Source organism: Seleniivibrio woodruffii (assembly GCF_004339245.1).
Classification (GTDB): domain Bacteria; phylum Chrysiogenota; class Deferribacteres; order Deferribacterales; family Geovibrionaceae; genus Seleniivibrio; species Seleniivibrio woodruffii.
This window is the reverse complement of record NZ_SMGG01000003.1, coordinates 335,719-359,890: the sequence shown is the minus strand read 5'-3', so window position 1 is coordinate 359,890 and position 24,172 is coordinate 335,719. Positions and strand designations below refer to the sequence as shown.

The 24,172-nt window shown below is 48.8% G+C and carries 26 protein-coding genes; 12 read left to right on the top strand and 14 right to left on the bottom strand.

Annotation, left to right across the window (positions count from 1 at the left end; translation table 11 throughout):
* The first annotated feature begins 43 nt into the window (after positions 1–43).
* From ispH to C8D98_RS01600, 8 genes are all read left to right on the top strand, one after another.
* Entirely contained in the window at positions 44–892 is an 849-nt protein-coding gene (gene ispH / locus C8D98_RS01635) for a 4-hydroxy-3-methylbut-2-enyl diphosphate reductase (protein WP_132871432.1), read from the top strand.
* Positions 879–2,570, top strand: coding sequence for a S1 RNA-binding domain-containing protein (locus C8D98_RS01630; protein WP_132871430.1), 1,692 nt, complete (start codon positions 879–881; stop codon positions 2,568–2,570). Before ispH ends, C8D98_RS01630 begins: the two co-directional genes overlap by 14 nt.
* Before the next feature lie 195 nt (positions 2,571–2,765).
* Positions 2,766–3,632 (top strand): signal peptide peptidase SppA, encoded by an 867-nt coding sequence (gene sppA / locus C8D98_RS01625; protein WP_132871428.1) that lies wholly within the window; start codon positions 2,766–2,768, stop codon positions 3,630–3,632.
* Positions 3,633–3,635: 3 nt separating this feature from the next.
* Positions 3,636–4,511 carry a LysR family transcriptional regulator gene (locus tag C8D98_RS01620; protein WP_132871426.1) on the top strand — a complete coding sequence of 292 codons (876 nt, stop codon included), beginning with the start codon at positions 3,636–3,638 and terminating at the stop codon, positions 4,509–4,511.
* A gap of 1 nt (position 4,512) precedes the next feature.
* On the top strand, positions 4,513–4,701 hold the full coding sequence (locus C8D98_RS01615) for a hypothetical protein (protein WP_132871424.1): 189 nt from the start codon (positions 4,513–4,515) through the stop codon (positions 4,699–4,701).
* A complete protein-coding gene (gene budA, locus C8D98_RS01610) occupies positions 4,698–5,465 on the top strand; it encodes an acetolactate decarboxylase (RefSeq protein ID WP_132871422.1) in 768 nt (255 codons plus the stop codon). Before C8D98_RS01615 ends, budA begins: the two co-directional genes overlap by 4 nt.
* A gap of 271 nt (positions 5,466–5,736) precedes the next feature.
* A complete protein-coding gene (locus C8D98_RS01605; protein ID WP_132872962.1) occupies positions 5,737–7,257 on the top strand; it encodes a YifB family Mg chelatase-like AAA ATPase in 1,521 nt (506 codons plus the stop codon).
* Positions 7,258–7,329: 72 nt separating this feature from the next.
* A complete protein-coding gene (locus C8D98_RS01600) occupies positions 7,330–7,767 on the top strand; it encodes an RrF2 family transcriptional regulator (RefSeq protein ID WP_132871420.1) in 438 nt (145 codons plus the stop codon).
* A 6-nt stretch (positions 7,768–7,773) separates the two neighbouring features.
* Here the strand turns inward: C8D98_RS01600 and C8D98_RS01595 are convergent, their stop codons facing one another.
* From C8D98_RS01595 to C8D98_RS01575, 5 genes are all read right to left on the bottom strand, one after another.
* Positions 7,774–8,469: a DUF2461 domain-containing protein gene (locus C8D98_RS01595; RefSeq protein WP_132871418.1), complete on the bottom strand. Its 696-nt coding sequence runs from the start codon at positions 8,467–8,469 to the stop codon at positions 7,774–7,776.
* Positions 8,466–9,530, bottom strand: a complete 1,065-nt coding sequence (locus C8D98_RS01590) for an MBL fold metallo-hydrolase (protein ID WP_132871416.1) — start codon at positions 9,528–9,530, stop codon at positions 8,466–8,468. The genes C8D98_RS01595 and C8D98_RS01590 overlap by 4 nt, the downstream gene beginning before the upstream one ends.
* A 67-nt stretch (positions 9,531–9,597) precedes the next feature.
* Positions 9,598–10,248 (bottom strand): enoyl-CoA hydratase/isomerase family protein, encoded by a 651-nt coding sequence (locus C8D98_RS01585; RefSeq protein WP_132871414.1) that lies wholly within the window; start codon positions 10,246–10,248, stop codon positions 9,598–9,600.
* Position 10,249: 1 nt separating this feature from the next.
* Positions 10,250–11,047 (bottom strand): enoyl-CoA hydratase/isomerase family protein, encoded by a 798-nt coding sequence (locus C8D98_RS01580; RefSeq protein ID WP_132871412.1) that lies wholly within the window; start codon positions 11,045–11,047, stop codon positions 10,250–10,252.
* Between the two features lie 87 nt (positions 11,048–11,134).
* The gene (locus C8D98_RS01575) at positions 11,135–11,983 is read right to left on the bottom strand and encodes a zinc dependent phospholipase C family protein (RefSeq protein WP_165871149.1); all 849 of its coding nucleotides are present in this window, start codon (positions 11,981–11,983) and stop codon (positions 11,135–11,137) included.
* Positions 11,984–12,110: 127 nt separating this feature from the next.
* On the opposite strand from C8D98_RS01575, the gene C8D98_RS01570 reads away from it, so the two are divergent.
* Positions 12,111–12,347, top strand: a complete 237-nt coding sequence (locus tag C8D98_RS01570) for a hypothetical protein (RefSeq protein WP_132871408.1) — start codon at positions 12,111–12,113, stop codon at positions 12,345–12,347.
* 2 nt (positions 12,348–12,349) lie between these two features.
* Here C8D98_RS01570 and truA read toward each other — a convergent pair whose 3' ends face one another.
* From truA to C8D98_RS01545, 5 genes are read right to left on the bottom strand one after another with little or no spacing between them, the layout of a single operon-like run.
* On the bottom strand, positions 12,350–13,090 hold the full coding sequence (gene truA / locus C8D98_RS01565; protein ID WP_132871406.1) for a tRNA pseudouridine(38-40) synthase TruA: 741 nt from the start codon (positions 13,088–13,090) through the stop codon (positions 12,350–12,352).
* A complete protein-coding gene (locus C8D98_RS01560) occupies positions 13,077–13,769 on the bottom strand; it encodes an energy-coupling factor transporter transmembrane component T family protein (protein WP_132871404.1) in 693 nt (230 codons plus the stop codon). Before C8D98_RS01560 ends, truA begins: the two co-directional genes overlap by 14 nt.
* A 12-nt stretch (positions 13,770–13,781) precedes the next feature.
* Positions 13,782–13,994, bottom strand: coding sequence for a twin-arginine translocase TatA/TatE family subunit (tatA, locus tag C8D98_RS01555; RefSeq protein ID WP_132871403.1), 213 nt, complete (start codon positions 13,992–13,994; stop codon positions 13,782–13,784).
* 54 nt (positions 13,995–14,048) lie between these two features.
* A complete protein-coding gene (gene lnt / locus C8D98_RS01550; RefSeq protein WP_132871401.1) occupies positions 14,049–15,512 on the bottom strand; it encodes an apolipoprotein N-acyltransferase in 1,464 nt (487 codons plus the stop codon).
* Between the two features lie 47 nt (positions 15,513–15,559).
* Positions 15,560–15,904, bottom strand: coding sequence for a FeoA family protein (locus C8D98_RS01545; RefSeq protein WP_165871148.1), 345 nt, complete (start codon positions 15,902–15,904; stop codon positions 15,560–15,562).
* Positions 15,905–16,078: 174 nt separating this feature from the next.
* Between C8D98_RS01545 and C8D98_RS01540 the strand changes: the two genes are divergently transcribed.
* The gene (locus C8D98_RS01540) at positions 16,079–16,522 is read left to right on the top strand and encodes a Fur family transcriptional regulator (protein WP_132871397.1); all 444 of its coding nucleotides are present in this window, start codon (positions 16,079–16,081) and stop codon (positions 16,520–16,522) included.
* A gap of 373 nt (positions 16,523–16,895) precedes the next feature.
* Here C8D98_RS01540 and C8D98_RS01535 read toward each other — a convergent pair whose 3' ends face one another.
* The 4 genes from C8D98_RS01535 to C8D98_RS01520 all read right to left on the bottom strand — a co-directional run bounded on the left by C8D98_RS01535 (position 16,896) and on the right by C8D98_RS01520 (position 20,332).
* A complete protein-coding gene (locus tag C8D98_RS01535; protein WP_132871395.1) occupies positions 16,896–18,263 on the bottom strand; it encodes a divergent polysaccharide deacetylase family protein in 1,368 nt (455 codons plus the stop codon).
* Between the two features lies 1 nt (position 18,264).
* Complete coding sequence (locus tag C8D98_RS01530; protein ID WP_165871147.1) at positions 18,265–18,627, bottom strand: DsrE family protein; 363 nt, start codon at positions 18,625–18,627, stop codon at positions 18,265–18,267.
* 66 nt (positions 18,628–18,693) lie between these two features.
* A complete protein-coding gene (locus C8D98_RS01525) occupies positions 18,694–19,458 on the bottom strand; it encodes a lysophospholipid acyltransferase family protein (protein ID WP_132871391.1) in 765 nt (254 codons plus the stop codon).
* A gap of 1 nt (position 19,459) precedes the next feature.
* Positions 19,460–20,332, bottom strand: coding sequence for a GNAT family N-acetyltransferase (locus C8D98_RS01520; RefSeq protein ID WP_132871389.1), 873 nt, complete (start codon positions 20,330–20,332; stop codon positions 19,460–19,462).
* A 185-nt stretch (positions 20,333–20,517) separates the two neighbouring features.
* Between C8D98_RS01520 and C8D98_RS01515 the strand changes: the two genes are divergently transcribed.
* Positions 20,518–22,902 (top strand): glycosyltransferase, encoded by a 2,385-nt coding sequence (locus tag C8D98_RS01515; protein ID WP_165871146.1) that lies wholly within the window; start codon positions 20,518–20,520, stop codon positions 22,900–22,902.
* Positions 22,902–24,158 (top strand): radical SAM protein, encoded by a 1,257-nt coding sequence (locus C8D98_RS01510; protein WP_132871385.1) that lies wholly within the window; start codon positions 22,902–22,904, stop codon positions 24,156–24,158. The genes C8D98_RS01515 and C8D98_RS01510 overlap by 1 nt, the downstream gene beginning before the upstream one ends.
* Positions 24,159–24,172 lie beyond the last annotated feature (14 nt).

Here is a 24,172-nt window from a genome sequence, read left to right as displayed (position 1 = left end):
AGCCTGGCGGTCTGATTCTTTAAAGAATACTTACGGAGTGTAGGTGGAAATAATAATAGCTGACCATGCCGGATTCTGTTTCGGTGTGGAAAGAGCCGTGGGTCTGGTGGAGGAGACATCCAGAAAACACACGGGTGTTTATACCCTAGGGCCTATCATTCACAACCCGCAGATAGTCAGAAAATTCGCCGAACAGGGTGTCGGCGTATGCGAAGACACAGATAACTTCAGCAATGAAAACACGGTTGTCATACGCTCCCATGGCGTTCCAAAGCAAACATACGGCGACTTAAGCGAAAAATCGGTCAATGTGGTAGATGCCACATGCCCTTTCGTGAAAAAAGCGCAGAATTCCGCACAGAAGCTCGGACAGGGCGGCGCCAGTGTGGTAGTCTACGGGGAGAACAATCACCCCGAAGTACAAAGCATTGTCAGCTTTATAGATTCAGAATATTTCATAGTTTCCGGAGAAGCGGAGGCAAATGCTCTTCCCTTCCGTGAGCAATATGCGCTCATAGCGCAGACAACTCAGAATTCGGAATCATTTGACAAAATTGCAGAAATACTTAAAACTAAATGCAGCGGTCTCACCGTCAGCAATACGATATGCAACGCAACAAATCTCAGGCAGGCAGCGGCCATCAGTCTCGCAGGACAGGTGGACACAATGCTGGTCATCGGCGGAAAAAACAGCGGGAACACCACCCGTCTTTATGAAATCTGCAAAGGGATATGCCCCAGAACCATGCATATTGAAACGAAGGATGAGCTCTGCAAAGAGTTGTTCAAAGACAGCCGGAAGGTTGGCATCACTGCGGGAGCCAGTACCCCCGGTTATCTGGTGGACGAAGTAATAGAATTTTTAAAAGAGGTCACTAATGAGCAGGATTAACGAAAACGGCGGCGACAACATGCGTATGGAAGACTTTGAAGCGATGCTTGAGGAATCTCTCCAGCAGCCTGAAAAGAACTCCATCGTAAAAGGAACCGTGGCCCAGATAAACGACAGCGATGTGCTGGTGAATATCGGGTACAAAACTGAGGGCGTCGTCCCCAGCTCCGAATTTCTCAAAGACGGGAAACTCTCCATTAAAGTCGGCGATGAAATCGAAGTTCTTTTTCTCGGCGTTTCAGGCGGCGGCGGATATCTCAAGCTGTCCAGAAAAGCCATCGAGAAAGAGACTGACTGGATAGACGTTGACAAAGCTCTGGACAACGGAACTCCCCTCAGCGTTAAGATCACTGCTGCTGTAGATAAAGGTTTTCTCGGAAAATACGGCGAAATCGAGTGTTTCATCCCCGAAAACCACATGGATTTCAAAAACGCAACCCTTAAACCCGAGGAGTACATCGGCAAGACCTTCGACTGCAAGGTTCTTAAGTCAAACAAAAAACAGCGCTCATTCCTCGCTTCCCGCAAACTGCACATGATCCAGTCCATCGAAAAGAACAAAAAAGGCTTCTTCGATGAGATCTCCGAAGGTCAGGTGCTTAAAGGTAAAGTTAAGACCATTAAGCATTACGGCGCATTCATGAACTTCGGCGCAGTTGACGGCTTCCTCCGCAAAAACAACATAGCATGGGGAGTCGTAAAACACCCCAACCAATATCTTGAAGAAGGCGACGAGCTTGAAGTCAAAGTTCTCAGCATTGACCTCGAAAATGAGAAACTTGAAGTTGGCCTGAAGCAGATGGATAACGATCCCTGGGATAAAGCCGCAGACAAATATCCCGTTGGCTCAGAAGTTAAAGGCACAGTTGTTGCCAGAAAAAATAAAGGATTCGTAATGGAGATCGAGCAGGGAGTGGACGGTTTCATTCCCCTTGAGGAAATCTCATGGCTCAAAAACGCCAAGATATCCATCGAGCCTAAAGACGCAGTCCTCGGCAGAGTGACCGACGTTGACAACGAAAAGAAAAAACTGGTTATCTCTCTGAAAGCTCTTCAGGAAAACCCCTGGTCAGCTCTTAAGAACAACCACCCCGAAGGCTCTGTCGTATCCGGAACCATAAAGTCCATCACAGAGTTCGGCCTGTTTGTCGATTTCGGCGAGTTCCTTGACGGTCTCATCCGCAAAAAGGACATCTCATGGACTGAAGAACCTCAGGATCTGCACGCTCTTTACAAAGAGGGCGACAGCATTGAGGCAAAAGTCCTTAAAATAGACCCCGAAAGAGAGCGCATCAGCCTTGGTATCAAGCAGATGGAGACAAACCCCTGGAGAGAGATCGGCAAACTCCTGCCTCAGGGCAAAGTTGTCGAGGTCAAAGTTCTTTCCGTTCGCAAAGACGGTCTGGAAGTTGAACTCCCCAGAGAGCTTGTGGGCTTCATCCCCGAAAACGAGCTTGATGTGGAAAGAATCGACCCCGCCAGCAAATTTGCAGTGGGCGACACCATTAAAGCGGTTGTTTTCCGCAACGATGCGAAAGAAAGAAACGTTCTCCTTTCAGTCCGCAGATTCCAGCAGGATTCCGAAAAACGTGAGGTTAAAGAATACCTCAGAAAACTGGAGCAGTCAGACGACAGCAGCTTCAGCCTCGGAAACATCCTTAAAGGCAAACTGCAGTAACATAAACAGCAACGCCGCCCCAAACGGGGCGGCTTTTTGGCTTTTGCATGTTCTTTTCACCCTCCTTTGGGAAAGGAGGGTAGGGGTGGATTTCCCTGCTGTATAAGAAAATCCCTCCAGACCTCCCTTTATTAAAGGGAGGCTAAGAATTTTGCCATCAGCCTGTTTTTCCTTACATGTTCTTTGTGAGGTTTTATGAGTAAATTCTTCAGATTCTTCGGTAAAGCTATCCTTTTTGTCCTTATTTTCGCAGTGATCGTACGCATCATCACAGTCATGGGTGCAACCGGTGAGGACCTTCTGATGGAGGACACCATCGCAGTTGTCCGTCTTGAGGGTGTCATAATGGACACCAGATACCTTGACGAAAAGCTCAAGTCTCTGGATGAAAACGAAAAGATCAAAGGCGTTATCCTTGAGATAAACTCTCCAGGCGGAGCCATAGCCCCAACCCAGCAGCTCTATCTGCGCATAATGAAGATGCACAAGCCTGTCTATGCCGTTATGGAATCCGTAGCCGCATCCGGCGGATATTACACCGCCGCAGCCTGTGACAAAATATTTGCCATGGAGAGCACCATAACCGGAAGCATCGGCGTTATCATGGAATATACCAATTTCAGAGGGCTGATGGACAAGTTCGGCGTTCAGAGCGTGGTTATCAAAAGCGGAAAGATGAAGGACGTGCCCTCGCCCACCAGAGAGCTGACCGAAGAGGAACAGAAGTACCTTCAGAGCAACATCAACGATTTTTACGAGCAGTTTCTGCGGGATATCCTGAAACGCAGAAAGATAGATGAGAAAAAACTGCGTGAGCTTGCGGACGGACGTGTTTTCAGCGGCCGTCAGGCGAAGCAGTATGACCTTATAGACACCATCGGCACCCGTGAGGAGGCCGAAAACGCCATGAAAAAACAGCTGGATATGCCCGACATCGCAATTGAGGAGTTCTACGAGCCTGAACAGAGCCTCATAAGAACCCTTCTTTCACAGGCAAAGAGCATAACACAGTCTAAGGGTGTCGACGGAGGGATCTATTACCTCTACAGGCCCGGATTTTGATCCATGGAACTGGCACAGCTGGCGGCATTTGCCGCTACGGCGGAACTGAAAAATATGACCAAGGCGGCACAGAAGCTGAATCTCAGCCTTTCTGCGCTCTCCACACAGATAAAACTCCTTGAGGAGGAGCTGAACGTCACCCTGTTCTCAAGGCAGGCCAGAGGCGTTGAGCTTACTCAGGAGGGGGCGGCTCTGCTTGAAAGTGCCATAGCAGTCAACGACACGGTACAAAGCATAAAGCGGCAGGCTATGCGCATGCAGAAAGAGATAAAAGGGAGCATCACCATCGGCGTGAACACCAATCCGGTCTTTCTGCGGGTGCAGAGCATCAACGCCGCAATCCTTAAATGCCTTCCTGAGATATCTCTGAGGTTTGCCCTGAGTGAATCCGGCAAAACACCCCAGATGCTCCGCTCTGGCGAGCTTGACCTCGGATTTTCCTACGGCAGATACGCCGAAAAGGACATCCACACTATAGACATATTCCCCGTTCAGATATGCATGGTGGTATCCAAGGGCATACTTGAAACCGCAGAGAACGTTTCATGGAACACTCTGGCGGAAATTCCATGGGTATGGGGAAGCGAGGACTGCCCCTTCCGCACGGAACTCATAAAATCGCTGCCGGACATAAAAAATCCGAAAAAGATAATCGTTGCGTCCGATGAGTACCTCATGATTGAACTGGTGAAGACAGGCTCAGGCGTGTGCGTACTTCGTGAAGATGACGCAGTATGGCTGGCGGAGCAGGGATATGTTGATATCCTCCACGACAGAACAATAACCGTTCCTGTCTGCATCTCCTGCCTTAAAGAGAGAAAGGACGAACCGCTCATAGACACTGCGCTTAACACAATCCTGTCCGTTTACGAGGGCTGACATGCAAAAAATGTTACTTCTTCTGCTCACCGTTCTGACACTCACCGCCGGATGCTCCAAAAGGGCATGGTATAACGGATTTAAGTCGGGACATAACTATCAGTGCGGAAATCTTGAGGGCGATGCCCGTGAAAAGTGCCTGCAAAAGGGCGGCATGAGCTACGATAAATATCAGGAAAACCTCAAATGATGCGCACATCCTCTTTTCTTCTGTTCGCACTGCTGCTTTTCGGCTGTGCCCACAACGAAAACACCGTAACCCAGATATCAACCATAGACGCTCTCTTGGCCGGAGGCTATGACGGTTCTGCACAGATAAAAAACCTTAAATCCTACGGGGATTTCGGCATAGGTACTTTTGACAGACTCGAAGGGGAGATGATAATCCTTGACGGGCAGGTATATCAGGCAAAGGCCGACGGCAGGATATATAAGGTCGGACAGGGCACAACACCCTTTGCATCGGTGTCGCTTTTCAGACCGGACATCACCATGAAGCTCGGTTCGCCTGTTGACTTCAAAGCATTTGAGATGTTCGCCGACAGCCTCATAAAAGACGATAACCTTTTCTATGCCGTAAAAGCTGAAGGGAAATTCAAGGCTATGACAGTCCGTTCGGTTCCTGCTCAGTCAAAGCCCTACAGACCTCTTGCGGAAGTTGTCAGAACACAGCCTGTTTTTGAGTATAAGGACATAGAGGGAACAATAGTAGGCTACCGCCTTCCGGCTTATGTCAAAGGTATAAACGTGGCAGGGTATCACCTGCATTTCATAGACAGTTCAAAGACCTACGGAGGCCACATTCTGGCGTTTGAGATGACCGGCGGCACGGTTTCAATAGATAAACAGAACAAATTCAGGATGATTCTGCCCGAAAAGGGGCTTGAGGAGCTTGATCTGGCAAAAGACAGAAGCGACGAGCTTCACAGGGTTGAAAAATATAAAGCCCCGTAATCTTTGCCGATTTACGGGGCTTTACGAGTTGGGTGGTGTCACCTCAGAACCCATTGGACTTTCTCCTGTCCCGAACTCTCTTCAGAAATCTTCAGTCCGCCTTAACTTCTTTCGGATACCTTTTCTTCGTTCGGGAAGTGTATTTGTTACTGCTTAAGCTGTAACTATACCCTTAATATGTATCCCGTTTTGATTTCTGCAAGGGGAAATTGCAAAACAGTTTGCACATGCCGCCAAAACATTTATAATGAACGTATTGCAGGCGGTGAAAATGTTTTCAAAAGTGTTCAGTGCGCTGGTGAACGGTATTCAGGCGGAGATAGTGGAAGTTGAGACGGATATAAGCTCCGTGGGGCTTCCAACGTTTAACATGGTGGGGCTGGCGGAAACCGCCGTTAAAGAGAGCCGTGACCGTGTAAAATCCGCCATGAAGAACATGAATCTGAACGTTTTCTCCCATCCTATAACCATCAACCTTGCACCCGCCGACATAAAAAAAGAGGGAACCCACTTCGACCTTCCGGTGGCTGTGGGACTGACATGCTCCGCAGGGATGGTCAAATCAGTTCCTGAGGACTGCATGTTCGCCGGAGAGCTTTCGCTGGACGGCAGGCTGAGAGCTGTGGGCGGGATACTGCCCATTGCGGAGGGCGCAAAACTGGCGGGCTTCACCAAACTGGTAGTGCCAGCAGACAACGCAGACGAGGCCGCTGTTATAGACGGCATAGAGATATATCCCTTCGAAGACCTTTCATCCGTGGTCGAGTTCATCAACGGCGGATGCGTCGGAACTCCCTACGCCATAAACCGCACAAAACTTTTCGCATCCGTAAAGGAATACGAAGTGGACTTTTCCGATGTTAAGGGGCAGTTCTCCGCCCGCAGATGTGCCGAGATAGCGGCGGCGGGAATGCACAACCTTTTCATGATAGGATCCCCAGGCAGCGGAAAGACAATGATAGCCCGCAGGATACCCACAATCCTTCCGGATATGACCATCACAGAGGCCATTGAAACCACAAAGATATATTCTGTCGCAGGACTGATAAAGAACGGCAGGGACCTTGCGGTTCACCGCCCCTTTTGCAGTCCCCACCACACAAGCAGCAGTGTTTCGCTCATAGGCGGAACATCGAAGGCCATCCCCGGTCAGGTGAGTCTGGCATCCAACGGAGTTCTTTTCCTCGATGAACTTCTGGAGTTTCCCCGAAACGTGCTGGAAACCCTTCGCCAGCCCCTTGAGGACAGAGAGGTCACAGTGGCCAGAGCCGGCAGAACTGTAGTATATCCTGCAAACTTCATGCTTGTGGCGGCGGCCAATCCCTGCCCCTGCGGATATATGGGGGATAAACAGAAGGAATGCACCTGCACGCCCACACAGATTCACAAATACCGCTCCAGAATGTCCGGCCCCCTCATGGACAGAATAGACATGCACGTTGAGGTCAGCTCCGCAGACATATCCGAACTCTCCGCAATGAACGAGGGAGAGCCCTCTTCGGAGATAAGGAAAAGGGTTGAGGCCGCACACAGGATTCAGTCTGAACGGTTCAAAAAATCATCCACCCGGTTCAACAGCCGCATGAGTGAAAAGGAGACCAGAAAATTCTGTAAACTCGACACCGCATCTGAAAAACTGCTGGAGACCGCCGCAAAAAAATACCATCTCTCCGCCAGAAGCTATTCGAAAGTTCTGAAGACCGCACGCACAATTGCCGATCTGGCAGGCGCACCCGACATAGAATCCAGACATCTTCTGGAAGCTCTTCAATATCGCCTGATACAGGACTAACTATTTTCATTTATATGTAAATTTTTTTTACATTTTCTATCACATGATTAGACAATCATGATATAATTACTCATGCGAATATCCAAGAAAACCGAGTACGCTGTGCACAGTGTGCTCTATATTACCTATTACAAAGACCGGACAGTTCTGTTGGATGAACTTTCTGCGCAGGGAATTTCCAGAGAGTATCTGGCGAAGGTGATGCGTCTGCTCACAAAGAGCGGAATATTGAAGTCCTCCGTGGGGGTAAATGGAGGATATGTTTTAGCCAAGCCTTCGGACTGCATTACTCTGGAAGACATTTTCAACGCTGTTGAAGGGGATACTTTCTACAAATGCGAAAGCAGATCCAGAAAGTGCGGATTGGCCGGAAGATGCGGCCTGAGCGATGCTTTCAGCTCTGCGAAAGCCATGTTTCTGAATGAACTGAGAAAAAGAAAGATATCGGAAATGCTTGATATAAGCCTCTCCGACGGAAGCTGGATGAAGAATTTAAAACCTGCGGGATAGGTTTTGTCACTCGGCCGGAGTTCTTGATGCCTCCAGAAAAAGACGATATAAAGGCGCAGCCCTGAAAAAGTCCTCAAGGAGCGTTCCGGCCAGACTGCTGTTGAACAGAACAGGTTCCACAGGCCTTTCCGCCAGCAGGCAAAGGTTTTTTCTCTGATACCAATCCATGGTGCGCTCATCCTTTGATGCGTCCAGTATTCTTTTGTACTTATCACCCACCAAAGTGAAGGGCTGGGTTTTATCCGTATAGTAAAAATCCACCGCCTCGTCAAATCTCTTCCTCTGGGAATCTATGATATTGCGGAAGCTCTTCATAGTCGAAGGCTCTGCGCTGTAAAATCCCATTCCGTACATATATCCTTCCGGATTCAGCTCGAAAAAGAACGCCGGAAGTGAGATCCAGTCTTTGTTCGGCCGTTTGAAAACAAGCCAGCTGACTGACTTGTACGGCAACTTATTTCTGGAAAAGCGGGTATCCCTGCGTATACGGGAAACTGTTCTGCCTCCGGTGACAAAATATTCGTCAACAGAGAGCATGACGTCCGAAAGCTCGAATGAGAGAGCCTTCATCGGTTCCTGAACGTATTTCACATACTCATCTTTATGAGCTTCGTACCATTCGTGTTCATTGTTCTCACGCATTCCCGCCAGAAACGCCAGCGACTTTTCGGAAAATCCTTTGAACTCAGGCTGTTTTTTCATTTATAGTTGTCCCACCATCTGGCAGTGGGGTTATATCCGCCCACGGTGAATGGCTGTCCTATCTCAGGGACAACATATTTCAAACCGCTCTTTTCGGCCTCAGCGGTAAACCTGTCTGCGGGTTCTTTCCAGTGGAACTCCGAAAGGGTGAACGTTCCCCAGTGGATTGGCAGAACAAGTCCTGCGCCAAGCTCCACAGAGGCCTGAACAGCCTGTTCCGGTGTCATATGGCTATACGGCCATTTGCTGTTGTATGCCCCGATATCCATAAGAGCCAGATCAAAAGGACCGTAAGTTTGTCCTATGTTGCCGAATATATCCGTGTAGCCTGAATCGCCGCTGAAATACACTCTCTTTCCGCCCAGCTCAATAACCCACGAAGCCCAGAATGTCTTGTTGCCGTCAAAATAGCCCCTGCCTGATCTGTGCTGTGCGGGAGTTGCAGTTATCTTAATGTCGGGCATGGAGAGCGAACCGAACCAGTCCAACTCAACAATATGCAGTGGATCGACTCCCCACTCTTTCAGATATTCGCCGACACCAAGGGGAACAACGAACATTCCCACTCTGTCTTTAAGGGCTTTCACAGCCTTTTCGTCAAGGTGGTCGTAATGGTTGTGAGAGATTATCACCGCATCGATAAAGCCCATGTCGGTTCCCTCGATGGGGTTTATATCGCTGAATCTTTTAGGCCCCATAAAGCTGAAGGGCGAAACCCTTTCCGAAAATACGGGGTCTGTTATTATCTTGAGGTTGTCATATTTAAGCATTACGCTGGCATGACCGAGCCACACAGCCTGAAGCTGTCCTTCGGTGTTTGACACAGCATATGCGGGATTTATCCTGTGAGCCTTGATGGTCTCTTTCGGGGAGAATTTTCCGCTCTGAAAAAGGATCCTGTAAATGGAGCCGAGTTTGTTCCCTGATATCCCCGTGGGAGTTTCTGTCAGGTTGTGGAACTTTCCGTCCCTGAAGTTCTCCGATGCATAAACAGCTTTTTTCTCATATGTAGCAAACACTACAACAACAATAAGCGCTGCGGCCAAAAATATCTTTCCCAAAGTCTGCCTCACTTAATTAAATGGTAGTTTTAAATTTACGCCTGCCACTGAAAAAATAAAGGAAAATTTATATCCCCGCCGAACCGTTCAGCGAAAGCTTGAAACCTGAGAGCAGGGTTCTGCTCTTGCGGTTTATCTTCTCACAAAGAATGCCGGTCATATGCATCAGCTCTTCCGTGTTGTGCGCAACACCTTTCAGAAATCCGCCTTTCAGCATATAATCCGTGTCAAATGCGTTTCCGGTTATGAGAAACTCCGAAGCACAGGCCGACTTCATCAGTCTGGGTATCGCCTGTGTGCCGCCGAATCCGGTTATGATCCCCAGTTTCGACCCCGGATGTGCGAACTTACTTTTGCCTGTGGCATATCGGAAATCGCACGCCGCCGCAAAATCCATTCCGCCGCCCATGCAGAAACCGTCTATCTCAGCTATGACGACCTGAGGCATTGTCCGCATCGTGCCGAACATTGTGTTGCCGAGCATTGAAAACCATTTGGCATCAAACCCGTCATAGGTGCTCAGTGTTCTGAGATCGGCACCCACGGCAAAACATCCGCCCTCGCCGTATATCCGCAGACATTTGGCAGGGCTCTCCTTCACCATTCGCAGGTTCTTTATTATCTCTTTAATGGTCTCAACATCCAGCAGAGTGAACTGCCCTGTCTGGGGAATAAGCCTGATATGGGCGGTCAGCCCTTCTATGCGTGTTTCTACCATATCAGAACCTGTAATCTTCCCATCTGTCTCTGAACTGCGGTTCACGCTTCTCAACAAAGGCCTTTGTGCCCTCGGTCTTGTCGAAGGTCGAAAATGAGAAGGTGAACGCATTCTGCTCCAGCAGAAGCCCCTTGTCGAAATCCATATCTATCGTGCTGTTAATCGTCTCTTTGGCCAGCCCCACCGCAAAAGAGCTGCGTTTGCTCATCAGCTGTGCGGTTTCTGTCACCGCTTTTTCCAGTGAATCGGCGCAGTCGGTTATTTTTGTGACCATGCCCTTCGCAAAAAGTTCTGCCGCTCCGACAGGCTCACCTGTGAAAACAAGATATTTTGCGAACGTCTCATAAGCCTTTCTGGCGGCAAGCTGAGTGCCGCCGAAGCCCGGAACGAAACCATACTCAGTCTCATTGAATCCGAAACGGCTCTTTGCCGAAGCATACACTATGTCGCAGGCAAGGATAAGCTCGAATGCGGGGCCGAAGCAGTCGCCGTCGACAGCGGCCAGCACAGGCTTTTTCATCTTTCTGATATAAGAGATAAGACGCTGACCCAGAAGGTTATATTGTTTTATGACCGCCGTGTCCGCCTTTGAAAGTCTTTCGATGTCGTGTCCTTTTGAAAAAACACCCGCCTGACCGCTTCTGATTACGGCCAGATTGACGTCTTTGTCGCCCTCTGCGGCATCAAGTGCCGAAAAAAGCTCCTGAAGTGTCTCCATATAGAACGGATTGCCTGAGTTTTCACATGAAACAGTTATGAAACAGGCTCCGTCTTTGACTGAATGGGAAATACTGCTCATATCAACCTCTGAAAATAATCATACCTGCCCGAAAGCAGGTTCTTTTATTATAAAAAAACTGACATATAAAGTAAACAAATGAAAAGGTCAGGATGCGTCGTTTTCGTTCAGAGGGAACAGTTTCTGATCGATGTGGTTGTGATATTCGTCCCGAAGTTCTTTTTTTGAATTGGTTTTCAGCATCTCTCTGCGCATTCTGCGGGCGGACTCCATGCTGTCTTTGCCCGACGGATCTCTCTGTTCCAGATGTGCAAATCCCTGCTCGACAGCCTCTATGGCCTGCTTTATTGCGGCCTCACGAAAATAGCCCACCCGCTCTTCAAATCCCGGCTGGGCGGACTTTTTAATCGCCCTTGAAATGGCGTGGAGTTTCAGGGTCTTCTGCGACATTACGCCGAATCTGATGGCTTTTGTCTCCGTTTCGAACCACTCCTGCTTTATCCCCATGTTTCTGAGGAATATATTGCCGTATTTGGGCGAAAAACGCAGAAGCATCATCAGCATATTCGAATAGCGGTTGTTATGAACCGATTCCTCGGCCATTTCAAACAGAAGGTGGGAGCGCATGCGCCCTTCGTCAACATATGCAATATGCTGAGGAACCATGTGGTTGTGGGCGATTATATCCGCCGAGAGATGGGCACTGTAGCCATAGGCAAACGCCTGCTCCTCATCACCCCGGACGTCGTTGAACAATTTTGAGACCGTCTGCCAGCTGTGGGTGGGCAGCTCCTTCTTAAATTTGGAGAAATCCTTGAAAAGGTTGAAAAGATCGGGGAATATGTTCCCGCACAGAAAGAACTGCGGGTTGTTGGCGATAACACTTATTTTACTGCTCTGCAGTATCTGCATGCCGATATTTATATGGGTTTCAAATCCCCATGCAAACGAAACGTCCGGCAGAGCAAACACTGCTATGATTACCAGAAAGGGCATAACATTTAATCTATAAAAATAATGACCGAAAACAAGGGGAAACATGAGGATAATTATTGTCATCTGCTTGACAATATCAATTGAGACCTTTATAGTGTGATTATAAGATTAAAAACCGAGGTGCATTATGAAAGAGGAAGCTCTTAAGATCAGAAAAAAGATTCTCCCCCTTAAGGACACCTTTGAAGAACTTGAGCCGCACGAGCAGGAGGAACTCAGCAAACTTCAGGAAAAGCACGACGAGCTTTACAACGCCCTGAACGATGCTGACAGACAGTGGTATGACAACGCCTTCTCGGAGTGGTATGCGATGTATCTTGATGTTGAAACAAAGATATTCATCAAGCCCGGCGAAGGCTGCTGATATTAATAGAAGACTTCTTTAAGATATAAGCCCTCGGCGGGTGCCGTCGGACCGCCGAGCTTTCTGTTTTTTGTTTCAAGCATCTGCCTGACCCTTTCAGGTCCGTGACCGTCACGGCAGAACTTCACCACCGTTCCGGTGATTATCCGCACCATGTTGTGGAGGAATCCGCTTCCGTTCACCTCCAGACACCAGACATCACCCTCTTTATAAAACTTTGTGAAATATATTGTTCTGACGCAGTTTTCCCGCAGGCTCTCCGCCGCACAGCAGGCTGTGAAATCGTGGGTACCCTCAAACGCAGAAAGAATCTCCGCCGCTCCGGATAAGTCCAGACGCCCCTTGACCCACCATGCTCTGTTATGCATGAAAGCGCTGCGCACTCTGGAAGGGTACATTCGATACAAATATGTTTTGGATTTTGCTGATTTCTGAGCATGAAACTCCAGAGGAACATCCCATGCCTTCGTAATTGAAATGTCCATCGGCAGAATACTGTTCAGCCCCAGCACCACCGCTTCATCGGGGATATAGGTATCGGTGATAAAATTTGCAGTCTGGCCTATGGAGTGCACTCCCGAATCTGTCCTGCCTGAGCCGACAGCATTAACATCCCTTTTGTAAACCACTTTCAGCGCCTTTTGCAGTTCCTCCTGAATAGAAGGGGAGTGGGTCTGCCACTGCCAGCCGGAATAGTTTGTTCCGTCGTACTGGATGATGACCGCTTTGTTATATAACTGCATAAAGCACCGCAAAAGCCACTGCGCAGGCTCCCAGAAGCATCTCATACATCCCAGGCATCCTGAGCGGAACAGCCGCATATTCCCCCGCCTCGACCTTCTTCGCCACAGTATCCGCATGGTTCAGCAGGCTGTGCATCAGAGGTTTAATATATTCGTTGGGGCGCAGAAAAACCTTATAAGCCTTTCCGCTGTATTCGGGCGAAAGAGTGATCTTTTTAACTGTTCTTTTGGCATCGTCAATGAAAATCGGGATAAACTCCAGAGCCACCATCATCACCACTCGCAGGTTTTTTCCCGCCTTACCCCGCACAGGCAGAGAGAGCAGGGCAACCAGCGCCCTGGTGTCGGTGACGGCAGTAAGCAGGATTGAATAATATATAATCAGAAAAAAGCGATATGTCAAAACCGCAGAGCTTTTAAGTCCCGCCGCAAAGAAAAAATTCACCGCAAATGTGACAATAAGCACTGTTATGAACGGTTTAATCTTATAGAACACATCGATGGGATGTATCCTTGCAAAAAACTGCACCAGTATTGCGGGAATGGTTATCAGCGAATATGACAATACCGAACCGGACATGCCGACCATCTGGATTATACTCAGAAATATGATCAGCTTAACCGCCGGATTCAGCTCGTAGAGAACGGAACCGGCAGCAGTCTTAACGCCTGCTGCCATGTTGATTTATTCTCAGGCTTTCTTTTCTTCGTCGTCAGCGATCTTTTTTTGTGATTTAGGTGTGATATCCACTACATCGCTGGTGTCCACTTCGTTAGCGGCTTTCTTAAAGTTTTTGATGGCTTTTCCCATTCCTTCACCGATCTGGGGAAGTTTGCCTGCACCGAATACAACAAGTGCGATAACTAAAATAACAACAATTTCTGTAGAACCAAGTCCGAACATGTGTCTCCTCCGTTGTTCTCCACTAATATATACAATAATGGAAAAACTCAATGTTTATTTGATAAGACGTTGCCTGCGTTCATAAATAAATATCCCCGCTATAAGCAGAACAAGCCACAGGTAGCCTGTTACGGAAAATATGCTCTTTGCTGTAACGGTCTTCACTTCGCAGTCAAGATACCCCGCTTTGTTTAGACCAAGCTCCGCCTGAATAGTTCCATCAGGATCGATACAGGCCGACACACCGGTCTGGGCAGCCCTTACCACACTGCGTCTGTACTCCACCGCACGCATAATGTCAACAGCCATATGCTGATAGGGTCCCTGAGTGTCGCCAAACCAGCTGTCGTTTGTGACAACGGCTATCATGTTCGCACCCGCATCTATCTGCGGACGGACAAGATTACTGTATGCACTCTCATAGCAGACCATCGGCGCAGCCTTTATCTTTTCATGGCTGAAGACCGTGGGCTCTCTGCCCGCCGAAAAGTCTTCGGCACCCTTGAAAAAATAATAATCTATAGGCTTAAACAGCGAACCCATCGGAAAATATTCGCCGAAGGGAACCAGTTTCCTTTTATCATATGTCTGAACGTCTTTTCCGTCAAACAGATAGACGCTGTTAAAATATTCCCTGTCCTCAACCTTTCCGTTGTTGCGTATCACGCCCGCCAGAACCGGAGTTATCTCCGAGACAATGCTCATAAGCCTGTATCCGGCGAAATCCCTGTTCATCATGTTGGGATACACGCTCTCCGGCAGCACCAGAAGATCATAATTCTGGGGAGCCGAGTTGCGTATCATCTCGCTCACCTGCAGAATAACCTCGGCCTCCTTATCCTTGTTCCATTTGTCCGTCTGTTTGTAGGCGGGCTGGATTATTCTGGTTTTAAGGATCTCGTGGTTATATTCCCTGCCTTTGGCCAGAAAGCCGTATGAAAAAACAGCCACAACCAGAACAAAGGCAATGGAGATGGAATTTGTGTTCCTGTCTCTGACAAAAGCCGCCAAGGCAAGGTTGAAATAGGCAACAACAAGGGTTATCAGATATTCTCCGCCCAGATCCGCCGCCTGAAAGGCAGGCAGAAACGACGTCTGAGTGTGTCCCAGATACAGCCAGGGAAACCCTGTGAAAACGTTCGCCCTGAGCACCTCAAGAGCAACTATCACCGTTGCGGCAAGGATGCTTGCAGAGGGACGTCTGGCATATATCCAGCCGAAACCCGCCCAGAAAAGGGCAAGAACCGCAGAAAAGACTCCCACCAGAAGATAACCGACCACAGAGGGCGCACCGCCGAAGTAGGAAACGGACGTTTCGACCCATCTAAGGTTATAACTGTAATAAAGGAAAGCGAAAGTAAAGAAGACAAGCCATGGCCGCCTGTTTCCGGATGCACCGATAAGAACGGGAACCAGAGCGAAATAAGCCAGAAACCACAGGTCTATCCCGGGGGATGCAAGTGTGAGCAGAAATGCCGAAACTGCGGCAAGAAGATAGGGAATCAGTAGTTTTTTCATGGGGAGATGATAATACAAGAAGGGGATTTCGGCAATCTAAAGAAAGATCAGATGCGGCAGCCGATTCCGAACTTGCGGCATATTCTGCCGAAAGGAGTGTCGTCCAGAAGGGCACCCGCATGCATCTGAACACGGATCTTTCCGGCCATTCCACGGCCGAGAACTATCTTTGTGCCTTCGCAGATGGCGATTATCTCTCCGTCTCCGTCGTTGCCGGAAACCTCGATCTTTGCGCCCTCGTATATGCCCATCTCTTTCAGACGGCGGGCAAAGCGGCAGTGCTCCTTGTCTTCGCAGTCGATCACAAGGTTCTGAATGACGCCTCTGCTGCCGGCTTTCATCATTGAAAGCTGAACCGTATCAGCTGTTTTTTCACAACATGCGTTTGTCACGGGCATTTCTCCTTAACATGACTATACAGCTAATGAAATTCATTATCAATATCAAATCAGTACCCGTAATCAACTTTTTTATACCTAAAATTGTTTCAGACAATAAAAAGATATGGAAGATTGTTAATTATCGGGTTATTATTCGGTAGCAAAAGAAAACTGTTGAGGATGGTCATGACTTTAAACCAAAAGGATATTTACGGTATTTTCACAAAATATCTGAGCGAGCAGAATCTGAGGATGACCACCCAGCGGGAACTCATTTTGAAAACTTTCTGCAAGCAGAAAAAGCACGTCACCGCCGAACAGCTTTATGAGATCCTTAAGAAGATCGACCCTACCATCGGCCATGCCACCGTCTACCGCACCATGAAACTGCTCACCGAAGCAGGAATAGCAAGGGAGCTTAACTTTGGCGAGGGTTCAGTGCGCTATGAGCCCGACACGGCAAAAGAACACCACGACCACCTTGTCTGCGTTAAATGCGGCGAAAACATCGAATTTCTTGATGAAGAGATAGAAACACTCCAGAACAGGATAGTGAACAAATACGGCTATAAACTGGTTGATCACTCTCTCAACCTCTACGGCATCTGCCCGAAGTGTCAGAAAGGTTAGGCAAAAAACCAACATCCTGTTTTCATTAATGAGACTCTTCGGCTGCCGCCTCAGAGTGACGGTTTTCAGTGTCTCCGTCTTTGCGAGGAGGCCGTCAGGCTGACGTGGCAAACTCACATATTAAAACATCATCTGAATCCGGATCAACCACAAACCAGACGTTATGAGACTGCCGCACCGATTACATCGGTTCGCAGTGACGGGAAAGGTGAGACTCTTCGGCTAGCGCCTCAGAGTGACTGCCTGTCTCCACTTGGTGGTTAGAACCGAGCAATTCAAGGCGAAGTTTAAAAAATAAGCGCAGTGTACGCCCTGTACATGAGCATTATTTTTTAAACGGCAACGCAGAAGTGCGAAGTGTTATAACCGCCAATCAAGGCATAAGGTCGGTTACGGGTACGACTTTCACTCCCATCTTCTCAATCTCCGCCAGAGCCTCCGGCAGTGCCGCAACAGTGCCATCTCTCAGATGACCGATGGCAATTGCGCTCCCTCTGGACAGGGCAAGGCGTGCTGCCTGAACAAGCTGGACACGGACATGGTTCTCTTTGTCGGTCTTAGTGACCAGTCCCGGTTCTTCGTTATCAAGAAAAATATTATTGGTTCCGCATTTCATCCCCGCTTTACGGCATTCATCGTATGCTTTTGATGCAGGTGAGGTGTGGCTGTCGAGGAATCTTCCGGTGTAGTTTTTGATGTAGCTTAGAGCCTGAGACATCTTCTCTGCGTCCTCTGTGAAGGCTGAACCAGTGTGGTTGTTTGCTCCGTCAAGCTGCATTCCGAACCAGTCGAAGTTGGCCTTTGTGATCGCACCTATGAGCGCATCGGGCATGCTGAGAAGCAGTGCACCCTTTCCGGGGTCAAAATCCGGATAGTTCTTCGGCTGCATGGGAAAGTGTATGAAAAGTACGTTTGAACTGTTTCTGGCTATTTTTGCCGTCTCTATACCATAGGGAGTATAGGGGATAACGGCAAACGTTACGGGATAGCCCACTGCCGCAAGCTGTTTCGCAAGGGGAACGCTGTATCCGCAATCATCTATTACAACGGCCATTTTTGCCGTGTATTTTATCGGTTTTTTAATAATAACAGCGGGTTTTTCCTCTTTTTTGGGAGGTTCAGGCTGTTTCACCACAGGTTTTTTCACTTCCTGCTTGGGTTTTTCCGCAGGTTTCGGCTTTTCGGGCTCCGGTTTTGCGATTTCAGGTTTTTTTATCACCGAAAAACCAACAGAAATCTCGCCATGAGTATCCTTCACCATCAGAGGCTTTTTAGAAACTACTTCAAGTCCGTTGTCATTCAGATACTGGGCAAGGTCGGCCGCCAGCTTTTTCGCTTCGGCTTCGCTTTCAGCCTCAATGGTTATCTTTCCGTCTGCCCTGTCTATTCTGTCCTGACTGAGGCCTCTGTCAAACATGAAGAGTTTTACGGCGTTCACCGCACTGATGACCTCAACAGGCTTTTCGACCGTCTTTTCCACGGTTTTTTCAACCGTTTTTTCGACTATCCTGACCTCAGGCTTCTTCTCGGCTTTCGGAGCCTGAACGGTCTCCTGCTTCGGCACGGCAGGCTTTTTGGCGGGAGATTTTTCATCGTCTTTGAAAATATAGAAAAGAGACGCAATGATAAGGGGCAGAAAGATTATCAGCACACCCACAGGCAGCTGTTTATTGCTTTTTCCGCTTCTTTGCGCCCGTCTGGGTCTGGGTGCGGGCTTTTTTACGCTCTTTCTGGGGGGCATGCTACCACGACATTATAACTGCCTGATCAGACAGCAGAATATTAAACAGATATCCGGTTTCGGCCTGTTCGCATCCGGCGATTATATCCGCCGCACTGATGCCCAGACTCTTCATATCGTCCAGCCCCACAAAAACACGTCCGCCGTCTTTCAGAAACTGGCGAATGGTGTCCAGTGCGTTCTCCTGAGTTGTGGGCACAGTGAAAGATTCCTTTGTTTTGTCCGCAACGGAAACACCGTGGGCGGAGAGAAGCAGAATTACTGTTGATGAATATGACAGCGCAGATTTTGAAAACCTGAGAGCTTTTCCGGCTGTTACAGGGTCGTTTGATGTGAGATGCGCAATAATAATTTTTTCGGACACGGCACTCCTCCGCAATAAAAGTTATTATACAGTATAGCCGTTAAATGTGAAGAGTTAAAAAGAATTTCAGGATGCGGCAAAATAATGCGTGGTGATGAGTTCATGCGCCATTCGGGTTATCTGCTTTCTGTCCAGTTCCAGACTGCTTAAGCCGTCCATATACCTGATGCTGACCTCTGTTCTCCCGATGCCTGCAAAACGCACGAAGTGAGGCAGAAAACTCATATCGCCGTACCAGCAGACAAAATCACAGTTCTCAGCCGAAAACTGTTCGCCGTCTATGTATTCGTAGCGTATGCAGGCGGGCACAACGTCCGCTCCCGTATCTGTGGCTCCAGCCAGAAAGGATGAACGGAAGGGCAGAATTTTTGAGCCGTCGGTTGATGTTCCCTCCGGAAACAGCACCACATCGAACCCCTGAGCGATTATATCGGTTATGCCGTCCAGCTCACCCTTTATGTTTCGGACGTTTCGCCGCTCCACAAAAAATGTGCCGCCGATACGGGCAAGAAATCCCAGAAAAAACGTCTGCTCCATCTCGACTGACGAAATAAATACCGCACGCCTGACGGATGCGAAAGCCATAATATCCAGATAGGACATATGGTTGGCAACGATTAGACTGCCGCCTGAGGGCAGACTGCCAAGCCCTTCGGCTTTGACCCTGATGCCCAGAAAACGGCATCCCACCCTGCACATTTTCGATGTCCACCAGACAGACACCCTGCGGCGGTTGACATCCGTCACTGCATAGAACCGCAGGACAACGGCGCCGATGATAAATACGCAGAACAGGAACAAAACGCCCGCAAATCTGTATAATCTGAACATGTTATTTCAAAAACTTCCTGACAAACGAAGGATCCATCTTTTTGCGGTCGATGAGCGTCAGGTAGTCATAGCATTTGAAAGCCTTGTCGTATGCGGGAGTTCCGCAAACAAACCCGCCCGCCTTCATATATGACAGAAGAAGCGGAGGAACAAGATTGACCGCTGCCTCACGGAACGGGGCAAAACGCTCGTCAGCTGTCTTCTCCACCATCTTTTCGAACTTTTTATCCTTGAATTTGCCTCTGGGCGTTATGCAGTCGTACTCTTTAGGCAGATATCCGCTGCCTTTCAGCCAGTGGTGTATGAGTGCCGTCTGAAAAGTGTCGTCAGAATGGATGGACGAACAGCCGAACATATATCTGGAATCGGTGATGGACATATATGCACCAAGCCCTTTCCAGAGGGCGGCGATGGTTGCTCCGTTGCGGTAGTCAGGATGAACGCAGGCACGCCCCAGCTCAATCTTGTGGCCGGAGAGATCCTTTATCTCATCCATATGAAATTCCTTTTCGGAATAGAATTTTTTGTTGAATCTTGTGCTGTTCAGCCTGTATGTGCCGATGGGTTTGTTTGTTTTTTTGTCAATTATGGCCAGATGGTCGAAAAAAGTGTCAAATTTGTCCACATCTATGCCGTAGAGGTCGGTCTTGTATGCATATTCGCCGTAAAACACCTGATAGCGCAGGCGAAGAACGTCCATAAGCTCAGTTCCGTTCTCGATTATCTTGATGATGAAACGGCTGTTGTCCTCGCAGTATTCGGTATTCGGTCTGTAGGTGCGGATCCGGAAGCGCAGGGTTTTTGATATATCCCTGATGGCTCCCACGGCTTTTTTTACTGTTTTCGGGGTGAATTTTTCTTTTAAAGCGTTCATAGACACCTCGCATGGTATGTATGAAAAGTAGCAACCAAATGTCAGAACACGGTGCGAATTTTGCCATATATCTATAAAATATTTCACAACAGCAGCTATTTATGACAACATTATGACATTATCCGGAAATTAAGCTGACAGAGCGGGCGTATATGTAAGTCCATAATCTAATGAGAGGTCGGCGCATGGCTCAGGCGGACTTACACTGTCACTCGAAATTCTCCAAACATCCTTCAGAATGGTTTCTCCAGCGCATCGGCACGGCGGAATCATACACCGAACCTGATTTCATCTATGAAACTGCGAAGAGCAGGGGCATGGACTTTGTGACGGTGACCGACCATAACTGCATAGACGCCTCCGTTTACCTGAACGAAAAGCACCCTGACGACACCTTTACCGGAGTGGAATCCACAGTCTATTTTCCTGAGGACGGCTGCAAGATGCACATTCTGGTCTATGGCCTGAACCATAAACAGTTCGACATGATTCAGAAGGTCAGACGGGACATTTATCAGTTCCGCGACTACATAAAGGAACAAAAACTCGCCTATTCGGTGGCGCACGCCACTTTCAGCGTTAACGGCAGGCTGGCTCTGCACCATCTTGAGAAGCTGATGCTTCTGTTCGACGTGTTCGAAGGTATAAACGGCGGACGGGGCAAGCTCCACAACACCACATGGGTCAAAACACTTGAAAGCCTCACTCCGCTGGCACTGGAGAACCTCTATTCCCGCTACCGCATAGAGCCGTTCAGCGATACGCCATGGATAAAGGGTTTCACGGCAGGTTCCGACGACCACGCAGGGCTTTTCCTCGGCAAAACCTACACCCTCGCCAGAGCGGCGACCCCGCAGGAGTTTGTTGAAAGCATCCGCCACAAAGAGTGCCGCCATGCAGGGCGATACAGCGATTTCCACTCTCTCGCCTTCACAGTCTACAAGATAGCCCACGATTTCAGCCGCACAAAGAACAGCGTTAATTTTGCGGGCGGCCTGTTCAGCAAGATAACCAACTACATCTTCGAACAGGATAAACCTTCCCTGATGGAGCGCATAAAGCTGAAAGGCTTCAAAATGAAGAATCCCGGCAGGATAAATCAGCTTATAGTGGAGCTTATTCAGGAGATGCAGAACGAGTCTTTCATCAACATAGAGCGCAAGCTGAACAAGGTCTACCACAAGGCCTCTGATATATCCGATGAATATTTCCGCATGATGATCTCCCACATGTCAAAGGACATAGAGAAGATAAACATGGAGGATATCTACAAGAGTGTTACAACCGCTCTTCCGGCAATCTTCCTCTCCATACCGTTTTTCAGCTCCTTCAGGCAGATCTACAAGGACAGGGAGCTAATCAACAGCCTCAACGAGAGCTACAGCTACGGCTCGGCACCCGTCCGCAAGCGCATACTCTGGTTCACAGACACAATAAACGATCTGAACGGAGTATCCGTAACCCTGCGCACCATCGGCAAAATGGCGCACGACAAAGGGTATGATCTGAAAATAGTCTCGTGCCTCACTCCGGAGGAGATAGACCACCGGCTCCCTCCGAACCTCATAAACCTGACACCCATAGAGAGCTTCAAACTTCCTTATTACGAAAAGATCACCGTCAAAGTGCCCTCGGTGATCCGTGCCCTTGAAGAAATTTACGACTTTGAACCGGACGAGGTTTTTATATCTACGCCCGGTCCTGTGGGACTTTTAGGGTTACTCGCCTCGAGGCTTCTGTCTGTGAAATCCACAGGCATCTACCACACCGACTTCACCAAAGAGGCAAAAGAGATAACCCATAACGACTCGCTGACGAACCTTGTTGAGGCCTATACCAGATGGTTCTTCGACAGCGTCACCGAGCTTAAGACAACATCAGCTCAGTACCTCGACTATCTCGAAGAGAGAGGAATAAGCAGGAGCAAGATGTCTGTATTCAGGCGGGGGATAGACGCACGTCTGTTCTGCCCCATGGACAAGCGGCCTGACAACGTATTCACCCTGTGCTACGCCGGAAGGGTTTCACAGGACAAAAACATAGACTTTCTGCTGAACCTCTTTGCCGAGCTGGAGCAGAAGTACAAACTGCGCCTGATAGTCGCAGGACACGGCCCCTACAGCCCAAGAGTGGAAGCCTTTGCAAAGGACAGGGACAACGTTATCATCAAAGGCGAGATAGACCATTCGAAAATGCCGGAGGTGTATGCTCAGAGCGATCTTTTCGTTTTCCCCAGCAACACCGACACATTCGGCATGGTGGTTCTGGAATCTCAGGCATGCGGCATTCCCGCCATAGTCTCGGACATGGGCGGCCCCAAAGAGATAATCGAGGACAGGGTCACAGGTTTTGTTGCAAAGGCCAGTGACTATGTGGACTGGACACAGAAAATCACACATATGATAGAACTCTGGCAGTCGGACATAGCCGAATACAGGCAGTTCGGCAGAAGCGCCCGTGAACGTGTTCTGGAACATTTCAACTGGGATAGAGTGCTTGAAGACCTTTTCATGCAGAAGCCGGATTCAGAAACCCCTAAACCCGCCATAGCAAGGAGACTCGCCGTCTGATGACATTTCAGTTTTTCAGGGAACTGGGGGTCAGCCTGCCCGCTCTGATTCGGGGCAGGGCTCCCGCGCAGCTTATCATTCAGACAACGGACATGTGCAACGCCGGATGCCCGCAGTGCGGCATGCGTGCTCAGGAAAAATTCAAACGTTCAAAACTCAATACCGAAAGCATGACAGCAATAATAGACAGAGCCGCAAAGAACCGTGTCAGGGCACTCTCCTTCACCGGAGGTGAGCCTTTCCTGTTTCAGGACACACTGCTGAACTTAATCTCCTACGCCCGCTACAAAGGTATTCCGTATATCCGCACCGGAACAAACGGATTCATGTTTATGAACAGCCATCAAAAAGGCTTTCTCGACAAAATGCGCAGGTTCGCAAGAGACCTCAGAAACAGCGGACTTTATACCTTCTGGATAAGTCTGGACACATGGGACGCAAAAACACACGAGAAAAACCGCAATCTGGAAGGGGTTATAGACGGAATCCGCACGGCACTGCTTGTGTTCAGAGAAGAGGGGATATACCCTTCGGCAAATCTGGGCATAAACAGAAGCATTGTGAAAGAATCGATAACGGTTGACGAGAATAGCCCGGAAGCTGAAAAGAACCGCTTTTATGAGGCATACAGAGAGGGTTTCGCAAAGTTTTACAGTTTCGCCGCAGGACTGGGTTTCACCATCGCAAACGCCTGCTACCCAATGAGCATGCAGGAGGGAGCTGTCTATAAAGCTGAATCATCGGATAATCTGGTCAGCTACAACGATACGGAAAAATATCTGCTGTTCAAAGCGCTTTACGATGTTATCCCGCAGTTTCGGGGAGAGATACGCATATTCACCCCCAGAAACTCACTTCGGATGCTCATGCGGCAGTATAAAGGCGAGAAAAATGCGGGATTCGCCTGCTACGGCGGGATAGACTATTTCTTTGTGAACAGTGCCGACGGTCACGCATATCCCTGCGGTTTCCGTGCGCAGGACGACCTCGGCGATTACACACAGCTGGATACAAAGCACACCGCAGGAAAACCAACATGCAGAAAGTGCGACTGGGAATGCTTCCGTGACCCGTCCAACCAGATGGGAGCACTGACGGAAATTTTCCGCAATCCGCTGAAAACAGCGGAGATATTCACATCAGACCGCCAGTTCACCAAGGACTGGTGGAGCGATCTGTTCTATTATTTTGCCTGTTCGATGTTCAATTTCAGAACCCCGCCGGATTACGGCAGGATGAAGTTTTTTCAAAAGTGATGAATACTATCCGT